The sequence below is a fragment of the Bacteroides helcogenes P 36-108 genome (genome assembly GCF_000186225.1).
In the GTDB taxonomy this organism is placed as follows: domain Bacteria; phylum Bacteroidota; class Bacteroidia; order Bacteroidales; family Bacteroidaceae; genus Bacteroides; species Bacteroides helcogenes.
Map to the genome: position 1 here is coordinate 1,989,304 of NC_014933.1, position 14,069 is coordinate 2,003,372.

10 protein-coding genes are annotated in these 14,069 nt (G+C 43.5%); 3 read left to right on the top strand and 7 right to left on the bottom strand.

Annotated elements, in window-relative coordinates:
- Positions 1–27: 27 nt before the first annotated feature.
- Genes BACHE_RS07925 through BACHE_RS07945 form a run of 5 tightly spaced genes read right to left on the bottom strand, consistent with a single transcriptional unit; the run spans position 28 to position 9,541 of the window.
- Positions 28–924: a ChaN family lipoprotein gene (locus BACHE_RS07925; RefSeq protein WP_013547182.1), complete on the bottom strand. Its 897-nt coding sequence runs from the start codon at positions 922–924 to the stop codon at positions 28–30.
- Positions 921–3,782, bottom strand: a complete 2,862-nt coding sequence (locus BACHE_RS07930; RefSeq protein ID WP_041579272.1) for a M16 family metallopeptidase — start codon at positions 3,780–3,782, stop codon at positions 921–923. The genes BACHE_RS07925 and BACHE_RS07930 overlap by 4 nt, the downstream gene beginning before the upstream one ends.
- Positions 3,769–4,974: a DUF4929 domain-containing protein gene (locus tag BACHE_RS07935; protein WP_013547184.1), complete on the bottom strand. Its 1,206-nt coding sequence runs from the start codon at positions 4,972–4,974 to the stop codon at positions 3,769–3,771. The genes BACHE_RS07930 and BACHE_RS07935 overlap by 14 nt, the downstream gene beginning before the upstream one ends.
- Positions 4,975–5,027: 53 nt before the next feature.
- Positions 5,028–6,470 (bottom strand): RagB/SusD family nutrient uptake outer membrane protein, encoded by a 1,443-nt coding sequence (locus BACHE_RS07940; protein WP_013547185.1) that lies wholly within the window; start codon positions 6,468–6,470, stop codon positions 5,028–5,030.
- Between the two features lie 23 nt (positions 6,471–6,493).
- The gene (locus tag BACHE_RS07945) at positions 6,494–9,541 is read right to left on the bottom strand and encodes a SusC/RagA family TonB-linked outer membrane protein (RefSeq protein ID WP_041579274.1); all 3,048 of its coding nucleotides are present in this window, start codon (positions 9,539–9,541) and stop codon (positions 6,494–6,496) included.
- A gap of 363 nt (positions 9,542–9,904) precedes the next feature.
- Between BACHE_RS07945 and BACHE_RS07950 the strand changes: the two genes are divergently transcribed.
- The 3 genes from BACHE_RS07950 (at position 9,905) to BACHE_RS07960 (ending at position 12,258) form a co-directional block, all read left to right on the top strand.
- Positions 9,905–10,078, top strand: coding sequence for a histone H1 (locus BACHE_RS07950; RefSeq protein ID WP_013547187.1), 174 nt, complete (start codon positions 9,905–9,907; stop codon positions 10,076–10,078).
- A gap of 95 nt (positions 10,079–10,173) precedes the next feature.
- Positions 10,174–11,442, top strand: a complete 1,269-nt coding sequence (locus tag BACHE_RS07955; RefSeq protein ID WP_013547188.1) for a putative DNA modification/repair radical SAM protein — start codon at positions 10,174–10,176, stop codon at positions 11,440–11,442.
- Positions 11,443–11,484: 42 nt separating this feature from the next.
- Entirely contained in the window at positions 11,485–12,258 is a 774-nt protein-coding gene (locus BACHE_RS07960) for a TIGR03915 family putative DNA repair protein (protein WP_013547189.1), read from the top strand.
- Positions 12,259–12,267: 9 nt separating this feature from the next.
- On the opposite strand, the gene BACHE_RS07965 is transcribed toward BACHE_RS07960, so the two are convergent.
- The gene (locus BACHE_RS07965) at positions 12,268–13,248 is read right to left on the bottom strand and encodes a lytic transglycosylase domain-containing protein (protein ID WP_013547190.1); all 981 of its coding nucleotides are present in this window, start codon (positions 13,246–13,248) and stop codon (positions 12,268–12,270) included.
- Positions 13,249–13,296: 48 nt separating this feature from the next.
- A complete protein-coding gene (locus tag BACHE_RS07970; RefSeq protein ID WP_013547191.1) occupies positions 13,297–14,019 on the bottom strand; it encodes an SDR family NAD(P)-dependent oxidoreductase in 723 nt (240 codons plus the stop codon).
- Positions 14,020–14,069: the final 50 nt, after the last annotated feature.

Consider the following 14,069-nt stretch of genomic DNA (forward strand, 5'->3'; position numbering starts at 1 on the left):
TCCGATAAATCGGATGGGCTTAACGTTTTAATAGCTGTGAACCATGTCTTCAGGTACACAAACGTAGAAATCGGCGCGTCCGATGTTTTCTTCACTCAATGCAGATACGGTTTCTTGTCTCACAAAGACTACTGTGGCGATACTCGTACCGGGACGGTAATTGAGTAGATAAGGGATGATGCCTTCTCTCTGTTCCGTATGGTAACTTCCGTTCACATGCAGAAATTTGTGCCGCATATTTTGAGCTATAAACCACCCCATCGTAGCATCTTTTATAGCTTGTGCCTCGGCAAACCGACGGCTGTCTGCTTTAGACTTTCCTCCCATCATATTCATTATGCCAAAAGCGGTCTCACTGTTTTTTTCATTGTAATGAAAAGGAATGGGAAGTGGGGCAATATAGCTCTTGGCTTTTTCCGAAATTGAGTCAAGTATGCCAAATCCCCAGTTCTTTACACTGTTGGCATATCGACGTGGAACATTAGTGGCGATAAATGGTATGGAATGCTCTTTTGCAAAAGATACCAATGGTTCGTAATCTGTATTATAGTTATGCCATAGACGAGCTTCGGCTTCGAAGCGTTCAGAGGTAATCCTTCCATTCATGTATTCGTCTAAAATCAGTTGGTTGTCACTTTCCAACATTTCGGCTCCAAGCGTCAGTTTGTCGTGGTGAATATGGTAAAGCGAACGAGTAATTTCAAATTCCAGCCAATGAGTGATGGGGCAGTTATGCATTTCGCCTAAGAACACCACATCGTAATTTGACAGTTCTTTGATTAACTTGCCATATGTGATTTCTTTTCCTTCGCTATCAAACAAGGTATAGGCAGGCTTGGTTGTTTCCTGACTGGATACGGCTATCGGCAACATACAGCATAAGCATGCGGTACACAGCAATTGTTTTATAATTTGTTGTTTCATTTTTTTAGATTGTTTTTACTGATGTATAAAAGGATGTACTTCTCGATATCTAAATATTTATTGAAAGCTTTATGTAATATATCGGGCGTTATGTCGGCAAGTTGCTGTTCATAATCTTCAAAATCGGCTATAGTCTCGCCGTTCTTCAGCAAGCTTGTTAGGGTTGTTCGCCATGCTGATGCAGATTCTGCATTTAATGTTTCTCGCTTGGCGATCAAGAAAGACCGTTTGATATTTAGTAATTCTTCTTCACTGACTTCTTTTTCTTGCAGGTGTCGCAGGAGCTTTAAAAGTGTAGCTTCTATTTTGTTCATGTTTTCATTGTCAGTCGATGCATTGATGTCAAAATAGAATGTACTCCATGGAATTCCTTCGTATTTTAATGAAACGTATGGTGAATAGACTAAAGATTCCTGCTCCCTAAGGATGGAAATCAATCGGTTTTGTATGACATTGCACATAAGCTTCAGTGTCAATGTGTTTTTCAATCCCGGTTGATAGTGCCCGAAAAATATATAATCGAACAATGTTTGCGTCTTATTCGTATTGGGGAAGCCTTCTGTTATTCTCATATTAGGTAACCGGAACTTGGGGTAAGTCCATTGTTCTTGTTTTGATGAAATAGGCATTCTGCCGAATACCGAGACAAACTGATTGATAAGCGTATCGGCGTTGAAGTGTCCGCAAATTATGTAAGTTGTACCTTCCTGACGGGAATAAAGTGCTTTGTAGAAGGTTGCAATGCTATCTAATCGGAGTTGTTGCAATTGCTCCGTTGTAGGTTGCCGATACGAAGCGGGTAATGTTTCTCCCATTAGTTCATTGATGCGCGCAGTAAGCAGACGGCTGGAATCGCGTTTCAACATTTTTTCGAGCATTGTTTCTTTACCGGATGTTTTCAGTAATTCATTCAGGCTTTCTTCAAAATCTTTATAGTTTAATTTCGGATCAATTATTTTCTCGTAAATGAGATTAAAGAATTCCAGTGCATTTGCTGAAGAAGACATACCCATAAAGCCGTGCCAATGGTTTTCTATCACAGTAGTGAGAGACATTCCCTGATTGTACAGATAGTCAGATAGCTTTTCTCCGTCAACATTGGCAATTCCTCCCATATCCATATAGCTGGCAGTGCCTTCGAGTAGCGGATAATCTTTGTCGGGGATGGAAGAAAGTCCGAATGGCGCAAAAGAGGTCAGTAGAAAGTTTCTTTCCGGTTGTAAAGTTGGTTTCAGAATAAGCCTGATTCCATTTTTTAATGTAACTTCTCGAATACCTGTCAAAGGATATAATTTAGTATTGGCGATGTATGCTGAATCAAAAGTGGGGCGAACAGCAAGGCAGGCAGGTATATGGCTGTGGACTTCTGTTTCAGCTTGTGGCGAACGAACATAATTATAAGGTTGACAATTCGCTTTTTCACCTTTTTCCCATGCGGTAGCCACTTCTCTCTTTGTTAGTGGAGTGCCAAACTCCGGATGGCTTAGACATGTCACCAGCATAGTGTTTTGTTTACAGGTAAGCCATTCATTCAACAGTTGTTGTAAATCTTCGCATGTTGTATCGCTAATTTTGTTCCAGACTTTCCTTTGTTGAATTTTATCGGTCAGATAACAGTCACCAGAAATGGCATAGTCTATAAAATCATCACACCATTCTGCAGAGTTTCGGGTGATGGGGACCGTTTGTATTTCGTATTTGCTGCGGAAATCATTTTTCAGATCCTGCCACTCGTTCGCTTCCCATCCGTTGCGAGCCAGACAATGCAGTTCGGTTACGATTTTTGCCATTCGTGTCAGGAGTTTTTTTCTGTTTTTCCCTTCCAGACTCAATACAAAATGGTTTTTATTACCCAAATACCATTGGTCGGAAACCTCACATTGCAACTTTAGGGCATGCAGACGTGAGGAGATGGCTTTAATGAGTAATCGTCTCCGTTGTTTTTGTACGACATCGTCTAAAGTCCTTTCTACATTGCAGGTATGAGGGATTATGCATTCAATTCGGGTTTGATTTCGTAAACTGTCTCGTATTTCAGATAAACTGATACCCGTATCATACTCCAATATACAGGGGTGGGGGAGAATTGATGAGCTACCGCATTTCAGCGAGGCAAACATAACTTTTATCTTTTGTTCTATTTCTTGAGGACTGATATCTCCTACTACAACAAGTGTAGCCAAAGAGGGAACATACCATTTCCGGTAGTAACGGGTGAGTATTTCAGGAGTTATGCGTTTGATGTCATCGGCATTTCCAAGCGGCATACGGCGGCTGAGTAGTCCATTGCCTATTTTAAGCGGATAGAAATCATCTCCCGAATCAAAGCTGCGTAGTTCTTCTAAAATAATACCTTTCTCATTCTCAACTTTTTCCGCTTCAATTGTCAGGCCATCCATCCAGTCACGTATGATAAGCAAGGAGTTTGCTATTACCGCTTCTCTGTTTTTGTCAATTGGTACGGAAAACATGTAAATGGTGCGGTCAAAGCCTGTAAGAGCATTGATGTCCTGTCCGTATTTCATACCCAGTTTCTCGAGTGATTCGACTAATGATCGTTTTGGAAAATGGGTTGTACCACCAAAAGCGATGTGTTCAAGGAAATGAGCGCATCCTTTTTCTTCTTCCGTTTCCTGGATAGAGCCTACACGCATAATTAGGCGAAATTCCACTTTGGAGGCAGGGGTCGAGTTGGGTAGGATAAGATAGTGAAACCCATTTTTCAGATGCCCTTCTACTGTTCCTGCTGGCAATGCGATAGCTGATGATTGTGGATATGCAGCATGCAAACACATAGCAATTATCCATGTGGCTGCTATACTTAAAGAACGATGGAATATTTGTTTATTTTTTCTCATAAGTAACATATATACGCGTATATCCATCTGCCAAAGAGTGGCTCATGGAGAATTGAAAAGTCATTTTCTCATTCTTGAAATCAATTTTTCCTTCTGGTAAAATGAAATTTATATTATCCTCAATATCATCTTTCTCAACGGAATAGGTCATGAGATAGTAATTGGGATCAGATGTTCCATCTGCATGTTCCAATTCTTTTGCCAGTTGATTTCCTTCGGCAATTAGTTGCTTCTGTTTTTCCCAAGGGGAAAAAGAATATAGGAATGGTATTGTGGCGGTATTATCCCCGCCTCCAGTTATTTTAGTTTTTATAAAATCGAGGTAGGCTTTCCCATCTGATATTTTTTTTAATTTGATGTCGTCCAGCATCATTGTAAAAATGCCCGGATTTTGTTTGTTCCATCCCAGTAATTCTGTAATAGCCTTATAAGCAGGGCTGGCATTGGGAGCAAACCAAAACTCATCATTAAATACTGTTTCCTGCTGCAATACCCATCCCATATAGTTGGTCAGCCCTAAGGGATTTTCCGTCATTTTTAAAACAGGCTGATCTTCTGTTGCTTTTTCGCTCAATGTAATGACTGTTTGTCCATCAACTTCTCTGGTGAATGCTTGTGCAAAATTAATGGAACGCTCACTTGCCGGACTCATTATTTTGGTGTGGCAGGAAATGACACCGATCCATTTCATTAAATCGATTCCATATTTTGTCTGATATGCTGCAATCAATTTTTTCTGTTCTTTGGTCAGTTCAGCGGATGCAGGATTTGGCTTGACACGTATGAGTAGTTCTTGATTTAATTTCATCCCTTCGGGCAATTCGGAAATACCAATCCGAAAATAAGTGTCTGCCATTAATATATTTTTCCGGTTGGACAATACGGTGAATTGCCCTTTGGTTTTTCCGGCTTCTATGGTTACGGGATTATTTTCTATTCGAAGCACTCCTTTCTCATCATCCAATACTGCGAAATTCAATGTGAGCTTCTTCTGTATGGCGTTTGTCAGGTTAACTTCTATTGTTAATGAAGCCATAGTTCCTTCTTCAAGTTGCGTATCTTCTCCGGTAACAGTCAGATAAATCTGGTTCATTCCATCATAGTTATTATTCTTTTCATCACCTGAGCATGACGATAGTAAAAGAGGTACAACAAGCAGTGCTTGTATAACATAAATAATTTTTCTTTTCATCTTTTCTTGTATTTATTCTGTTTTTTGCAATTCTATAAAAAACTCTGTCCGGCCTATCGGTCTATTTGGGACCAGCCTTCATTTTGGGTCATTTGTTCGTTGTATAGATATTCTTCTTTGGGTATTGGGAAATTCCAACGATAATCGTCTGGCTTTATACCTTTTACAGTCATGGTTTTTGTCTTGTTCCAATCGGATAAAATTGTTTTTCTTAAGCGTTTCAGGTCATAATAACGCTCGCCTTCTCCTACGAATTCTTTCCACTTTTCTTGTAAAATGACTTTAAGCAGTTTTTCTCCCGTTAGTTCCGTCAAAGGCAGTAAGGGGGCTTTACGTCGAGAAAGATATTGGTTCATCACTTCGATGGATTTAGCTTCATTTCCCTTTCTGCAATACGCTTCTGCCAGTATAAAACAGGCTCCTGACACTCTATATCGATTTACAGTTTGAAAATTCCGTTTTTCTTTATTTTCCCGGTTATATTTTCCAAAGCATAAGACCGTAGCTTCTTCATCGGACAGTGTTTTATCTTCCAGCCGGAAAGGAAAGGCTGTGACGTTTCGTCTGATATCTTCCGAAGCATAAAGGTCGAGAAGGGAAGTATTAACTCTTACGTAGTCACCCTGTTCTTTATTCATGTTGATATCAGTGTAATAATACTTTTGGGTAAACCAAGAAAATATCCGTTCGGCACAAGGAGCATCGCTCCACAGTGATTGATAAGCTTTTTCTTCCAAGACATCATAGCCTCCTTGGTTTTCTATGACTTTACGCGCATAGTAAGCTGCTTGTTCATAGTTGTGTGTGTAGAGTTCTAATTCTGCCATGAGATAACAGACACTATATGATGAAAGCCAATATTCTCCGGATGTGGAATAGTCGGTTGTCATGGCATCGGCCAATAATGTGCGGATAGTATCTGCGCATGTTTTTAGATTGGCACGAGGAAGAGATTCCAGTTTGAGCTTATTTTTCAGTGGAATTCCGGCAAGTTCCGTTCCGTCAGCGTAATCAGGAGCGAACAGCCTCAGGAGATTGAAATAGCAGTAGGCTTTCATTACTTTTGCGTCTGTAATCACTGCTTGTAAAGAGGAATGTTCTTTGGCGGTCAGACCGGTGATAAGAGAGGCACGTTCCAATACAGCATTAGCTATGGTTACTGAACTGTAATAATTTTGCCATAGTGACAGTGAGAGTTGTTCGATGGGAAGAGGTTGCCATTTATAAAGGTTGGACAGGCTTACATTTTTGAGTAAAAGCTTGGTAGGTTCAAAATCATCGCTCAGAATAGACAGTTCGAAAGATGCGTCGGGCAATTGCATATAGGCGGTGGCGAGGAGTTCGCGTGCCTTAGCCGGTGTAGAAATGGCATCAGGGTCGGAAAACTGGTTTTCATATGGAATATTGAGTGAACAGGCTGTGAGGCACATTGAAAAAACTGTTGTAAAAACTATCTTTTTCCATTGGAAAGTATGTATGTGTATCTTGTGAAACATATTCTTGAATTGTGATGTTATATTTAAAATGTCAAATTTAAGTTCAGTGTTAATATAGGTTGGAGTGTTCCTGCCAATGAACCGGTTTCCGGATCAGACTCACCATAGGGGGTAAATGTAAACAGGTTGGATGCCTGAAAGGAAATGTTGGCATACTTCACAAAATTACAATTTCTTTGCAGGAACACATTTGGCACACGGTAACGTAAAGAGAGCATGGATAAGCGCATGAAATCGCTTTTGCCTACTGTTTTGGTATTAGGGTATTGCAGCGAAGCAATGGCAGAAGAACTGTAAAAAGGAGAATGATAACTTTTTCCTGTGTCACCTTTCTTGAACCACATGTTTTCCAACTGTCCTTTTGCTGCATTTAAGTAAGCGTTGTCCAACGAACGGATGTAGGCGTAGTTGTAAGCTCTTATTCCACCGAAGACATAGTATAAATCCATATCAAAATCGAAATGACGGTAGGAAAGACTGAGGTTCAGTGAACCACTGTACGGGGGTGTTCCATGTCCCAATGCTATGATGTTCTCCTTGGATATGTTTTGTATGGCAGGAACCTCTTCCCCATTGGCGCCCTGAAAAACGGGAAGTCCCGTAATCGGATTGATTCCAAGTGATTTCAAGCCAAAAAGAATATCGTAAGCTTTGCCCACTTCATAGTCGGGGACAAGAGAGGTTTCGCTGGTATAAAGTCGATCGGTATAGTAGAGGTTTACTACTTTATTTCGGTTATAGGCCAATGAACCGCGTAATGATAGTTTCCAGTCCTGTCCGTCCAACACTTTGAACAAGGCACTGAGTTCATAGCCTTCGTTTCGCAGCACTCCTATATTTCGCTTCATGGTTTGGAAACCATTCGATAGTGGGATAGGCACGTCTAATAGGGCATCACTCGTTTCGCGGCGGTAGATGTTTGCTTCCAAAGAAATACGTTTAAACAATTCCATAGACAAGCTTATGTCTGTGGTGGTAGTTTGCTCAGGTTTAAGGTCGAGATTGTAGAGTGCTCGGAGTTGCAGCAGGCGGGTGGTGGAATAAAAATTAGTAGAATATGAAAAAGTGCCGATGGTGGCGTCTGCCGATACGCCGGCTAAATTGGCCATACGTCCGTAAGATGCTCTGACATTGAGGCGGGTTATCGTCTTGTTGTTGTTCATGAAAGAGTGGTTGCTTGGTGTCCAGCCCATTCCAAGTGCCCATGCTCCATTCCAACGTTTCTCTTTTGGAAGCACTGACGAAGCATCGGCCTTGTATGTAGCAAACAGATCGTAGAGGGCATTGTAACTATATCCTGCTACTATTCCAAAACCCAACTGCGCAGTTTTGTCTTTGGAGGAACTTACTTGAGGGCGTCGGTAACCAGTAAGGGAATGATTGATGGCAGCCGGTGACATCAATGTTCCTACACCAAATCCCATAATACCTGCTTGGTCAATATTTTTCATGTAGTAATCCATGTTTGCTCCCAACGTGAAGTCATGTTTGCCTGCTATCACTTTGTTGTAAGTGGCGCGAATGTTCGATGAGATATCGGTTGTTACCGATTTGCTTTTGGTCAGTTTTCCCAATGCTTCTTCTTTCTCATAGCTTTTACGCTCGGAGATGGCAGTGGAAGGTACTAATGTCATTTCTTCACTGAGCAGCACGTCTATTCCGGCTACTGCATCAATGGACAGTTCGTCGAATGGTTTCAGATTGATGCTGCCGGTTAATCCCCCGCGTTTGTCGGTTGCTTCTTTCCGGTATTGGTATATAAGGTCATCATATGTGTAATCTCCTCTGGGGAAGGAAAACAGATGTCCTTTCTTTGTTTCGTAAGGATTGAGTTTATAGACCAGGTTGGCGGGTGTTTCGTCAGTTCCGTTCGGGGTGTCTGTACGACCGTACCCGGCATTGGCACTTAATGAAAGATAGCCGAGGTGTCCGAGTTGCTGATCAAGACTGAGGGCAGTGGTGAACCGCTGTGTGTTGTTTCCTTCTATTCTTCCTCCTTGTCTAGCGTAACCGGCAGAAATGGAATAGGATGTTTTTTCTGTTCCACCCCGTACACTCAGGTTGTGACGTTGATAAGTATTGAGTCGTATCAGCTCGTCAAACCAGTCCGTATGAATGTTTTTCAGTGAATCAAGCATGGTCTTACCCTTGGCAATCATCTTTTCCAGGTCGGGAGAATTGTTATAGTATTTTTTGAAGAAGTCCTCACTGTACCGGTAGCCCGGTGCTATGGGATTTTGTAGACGTCTTTCAAGTTCGAGCTTTTCTTCCGTATCCATCATCTTTATTCCCCTTCGGCCACGAGTGGTGATTCCCATGTTGAAACTATAGTTTGTGGTGATTTTTCCGTCGGGGTTACCTCGCAATGAAGTAATTTCAATGACTCCATTAGCAGCTTTGACACCATATAAAGCACAGGCTACTGCATCTTTAAGAACTTTTATTTCTTTGATTTCCATCGGATTTAATGTCAGGAAAGTTTCACCAGATATTACTTGACCATCTTTGACATATAGGGGCTCGTTGACTGCATCACCTTTGCGGAAAGATGAATTTCCACGGATCCTGATTTTGGGCTTTTGCCCCAGATCGCCTGTGTTGGTTACCACCAGTCCCGGGATGCTGCCTTGCAGTGCCAGAGACATACTGATCATCGGCTTGCTGTTCAGCCTCTTCATATCGACGTGTTGCACTACTCCCGATTTGGCACGTATGTCCATCTCATTGATGTTTTGCCGAGCTACGATCACGACTTCTTTCAACGAACGTGTGTCTTGCTGCATGACTGTATTATATACTTGCTGGCCTGTGTAGCGCATACATATTTCTTTCATTCCCATGAAGGAGAAAACGATGAAATCACCTTTTTCCCACTGTCCTCGTAATGTGTAATGTCCGTAGGCATCAGTCGATGTGCCAAGTGTACTTCCTTTAACGCGAATATTGACACCCGGCAAGGCTTCACCTTGCAGATCGGTGATAGTGCCTCTCAGCACGTTCCCTTTTGGTTGTGAAAAGGCGCAAAAAGGGAGACAAAACAGAGCTAAAAAAACAATGTAGTTAAGTTTCATTGAGGTTCTTTTAAAGAAGTTGCATTTAGAGTTTGCAAAGGTAGATGCTATGTGCCCGGCTGTCAATCGCAAAATATGGTGGTTTTTATTTTTGAAAATACTTATATGTAGGTAGCATACCAGAGAACCTGTCTTTGGGATGGCAGGCGGGGTATTTGTCGTTATCTTTCGACTATAGGAATGTGCATGCAGGTAGTATCAGTAGGCGTTTTCATACCTGCAATGGCGGATAAAAGATGTGCAAAAGCCCTTTCGGACACTGATTTTGCCGAATATCTCAAAAAAAATATTGTTTTTCTATATTTATTTCAAGAAAGAATGTATTTTTGCCAGACATTATTAACGAAGTAATTAAAAAGGATTATGAAAGAATTAGTTGAAAAAGTAGCTGCATTGTATGCAGACTTCTCAAAAGATGCAAATGCTCAGTTGGAAAATGGTAACAAAGCAGCAGGAACTCGTGCTCGTAAGGCTTCTTTGGAGATCGAAAAGGCAATGAAAGCTTTCCGCAAAGCATCTTTGGAAGCTGCTAAGTAAAGAAAAAAGGCATATTCAATGCTGTGAAAGGCTGCCATGATTGGCGGTCTTTTTTTTGTTTTTAATGGTATAATAACTACATTTGGCGTAAGTATATGGATGAAAATGTACTCAATAAATTGAAGATACTGGCAGAGGCGGCAAAATATGACGTCTCTTGTTCTTCCAGTGGTACGGTGCGTTCAAATAAGGTGGGCATGCTGGGAAATACTGTAGGTGGTTGGGGTATTTGTCACAGTTTTGCCGAAGACGGACGTTGCATTTCATTGCTCAAGGTAATGCTCACTAATTATTGTATCTATGATTGTGCCTATTGCATCAATCGCCGTGGCAACGATCTTCCTCGTGCCACGCTTTCGGTCAGTGAACTTGTGGATTTGACGATGGAGTTTTACCGCCGCAACTATATCGAGGGATTGTTTCTGAGCAGCGGGGTGGTGCGGAATCCGGATTATACAATGGAGCGTTTGGTGCGTGTGGCCAAGGATCTCCGTACTGTCCATCGCTTCAACGGTTATATCCATTTGAAGAGCATTCCCGGAGCCAGCCGTGAGCTGGTGAATGAAGCTGGACTGTATGCCGACCGTCTCAGCGTTAATGTAGAAATTCCGAGAGAGGAGAACCTGAAGTTGCTGGCCCCGGAGAAGGATCATAAAAGTGTGTATGCCCCCATGAAATATATTCAGCAAGGCGTGTTGGAAAGTTCGGAAGAACGGAAGAAGCACCGTCACGCCCCCCGTTTTGCCCCTGCCGGACAGAGCACACAGATGATAGTGGGGGCTACTTCTGAGACGGATAAAGATATTTTGTTTCTTTCGTCTGCACTTTATCGGGGAACGACAATGCGTCGTGTCTATTATTCCGGTTATATTTCCGTGAATACTTACGACAAGCGTCTGCCAGCACTGAAACAGCCTCCTCTGGTGCGTGAAAACAGGCTCTATCAGGCTGATTGGTTGATGCGTTTCTACCAATTCAAAGTTGAGGAGATAGTGGATGAGACTTATCCTGACCTGGATCTGGAGATTGATCCCAAATTGTCATGGGCGTTGCGCCATCCCGAACTGTTTCCGGTGGAAGTAAACAAGGTGGATTATGAGATGCTACTCCGTGTGCCGGGGATTGGTGTGAAGTCGGCGAGGCTGATTGTGGCTTCCCGTCGCTTCTCCCGTCTGGGCTTCTATGAGTTGAAAAAGATAGGAGTGGTGATGAAAAAGGCGCAATATTTCATTGTTTGCAGCGAACTGCCCATGCGGACGGTGAATGAACTGACTCCCTTGGGAGTGCGTAGCTTGCTGTTGCCCAAGTCCGGTAAGACATCGGGTGATGACGGGCAATTGCTGCTGGAATTCCAGAAAGAGTAGATTTATGACACTTTGTAGAACTTTATAAAAGTCTGAATCCGAATGAACATTTTCTTTTTTGACCGTACTTTTGAGGGATTGTTGACTTCTGTTTTCGAAGCCTATTCCCGTCATACTTTTCCTGATGCACTGCTGGGAGAAGAGGAGCCGTTGCCACTGTTCTATGACGAAGTGTTCACGATAACCACTGATGAAGAGAAGGCTGCCCGTGTGTGGAGAGGAGTGCAGAAGAAGCTGTCCGCGTCTGCCCTTGCCTGCCTTGCTCAGTGTTGGTTGGCTGAGGAACTGGAGACGCCCTTACTGCTTTTCCGATACATCCGCAAGGCGATAGATGCCCCCCGTTCTATAGAGACGAACTTTTCAGACGCTGATGTGCTGGAGTTCTCGCACATGTGGAAGCGTGTGGACTGGGAGCGCATACGCCTGCTTCAATTTGTACGCTTCCAGAAGGCGTCAGACGGCACTTTCTTTGCTGCCGTGGAGCCGGAGAAGAATGCCTTGCCACTGGTGCTTGACCATTTTCGCAACCGCTTTGCTGACCAACGTTGGCTGATTTATGACATAAAGCGGGCATACGGATATTATTATGATTTGAAAGATGTGCGCATGGTAACTTTTGAAGAAGGTAGCCACGAGAGTCATTTTGTCACTGGGATGCTGGACGAGAGCTTGATGGATAAGGACGAGAAGCTGTTTCAATCTCTCTGGAAAACCTATTTCAGAGCTATTTGTATCAGAGAACGGCTCAATCCACGAAAGCATAGACAAGATATGCCCGTGAGATACTGGAAATATCTTACGGAGAAGCAATGGTAATGATGCTTCTTAATCAATCACCCAATTTTTATTGTGCACCACCGTCTTCCTGGGATCGTAATGCATGCCTGCCTGTGTAGGTATCCGCAGTATGTATTCTTGTCCGGTCTTGTTCACCAGCGTCGTGTCGCGCAGCCACGGGTTGGCATCCTTCAGTTGGGCAAAGGTGATACCCTTATCTTTGGCAAATTGCGCCAGGTTGTCGATGCCGGTGCAGATGTTGATTTCTGTGCAGGAGATAGGCGGATAGAGGTGTTCCCGTTTCAGCAAGAAGCCGTATTGCTTTGGATTGCTGATGACCGCTTTTGCAGCCAGCAGGCGGAACATGTAGCGTGAAGTTTCCTCCACGAGCCATAAATCTACGGCTTGATCCACCATTTGCTTTTGCAATTGTGTAGAGATGCGTCCTTGCCCTGCATTGTAGGCGGCAGCCACGCACAGCCAGTTGCCGAACTTCCGATAGGCTTGCTTCAGATACTTGCAAGCCACTTCCGTCTCTTTTTCTATATGGTAGCGTTCGTCGATGCTGCTGTTTACTTCCAGTCCGAACTCACGGGCGGTGACCGGCATGAACTGCCACAGTCCTGCTGCTCCCGAGGGCGACTTGGCAAGTGGGTTGAGGCTGCTTTCTATCACTGCCAGATATTTGAAGTCGTCCGGCACACCGTTCCGGCGCAATATCGGCTCGATGACGGGGAAGTAGCGGTTGGCACGTTTTACTGTGAGCAAGGTGGAAGTGTGCATGTAGGTGAAGGACATTAGTTCACGGTCTATGCGCTCGTGGTGGTCGTAGCGCAGCAAGTCAATGTCTTGCCCGGCAAAGGCTATCTTGTCCGGCACGGCAGGAGAAGTGACGCAGTAGGGCACTTCGGAAATCACGGAGTCACGCTCGGAGTTCAGCATGCTGCTGCCGGCCAAAAAAGTGAGGGTGACACCCGCACAGAAGGCGACGGATGCTGTGAGTGCGATATGTTTGTATTTTCTTTTCATATATCGGAGCAATTGTGAGTTTATGTTTCGAGGTGTGAAGGTACGAAATCAATTTTTTATGGGCAACCTTTCCCACAACCATCGTGGAATCATGAGCCAGAAAAAGACCAACACACGGTAGCGGGCATCAATCACAAGCACCCGTTTCTTTTTGTTCAAGGCCCTGACAATTTGTCTTGCCACTTGGTCTGCCTGCATCAGCATCGGGTATTTTCCGTTCTTCAATAAGTCGGTGGCAACGAATCCCGGGCGGATATCGGTGAAGTGTACATTGAGACACTGCATGCGGGACAGTTGTGCCAATGCATCTATATAGGTATTCTGAAACCGCTTTGTGGCAGAGTAGGCCGGCGCGATGCCCAGTCCCTTGGTTCCGGCAATGGAACTGATGATAGCAATGTGTCCGCCTCCTTTCTCCTTGAAGTAGTTGAAGGCCGTGGTTATCATGCGAGTAAAACCCTCCACATTGGTGCGTGCCGTCTCCAGTTCCATATCCGGATTCAGATGCCTGTTCTGGAAACCTACTCCCGAACTGAGAAAGAAAAGATCCATGCCTCCTAACTTCTCTATCATTTGGCGGAGTTGTGCGGCGGAGGATGCTTCTGTTATGTCTATCCTTTGAATTACTATATGAGAGGGGGCGCATGACTGCAAATTTTCCAGCGCTTCCGTTCGCCTGCCAGCAATGCCTATGTGCCAGCCCTGTTGTACCAGCAGTTTGGCTACTTCTTGTCCGATGCCCGAAGTGGCTCCTATGATGATGGCTTTCATATGTGTTTTTTGTTCTGATTTTCGCAAATATAAGCAAATTTAGAAGACCT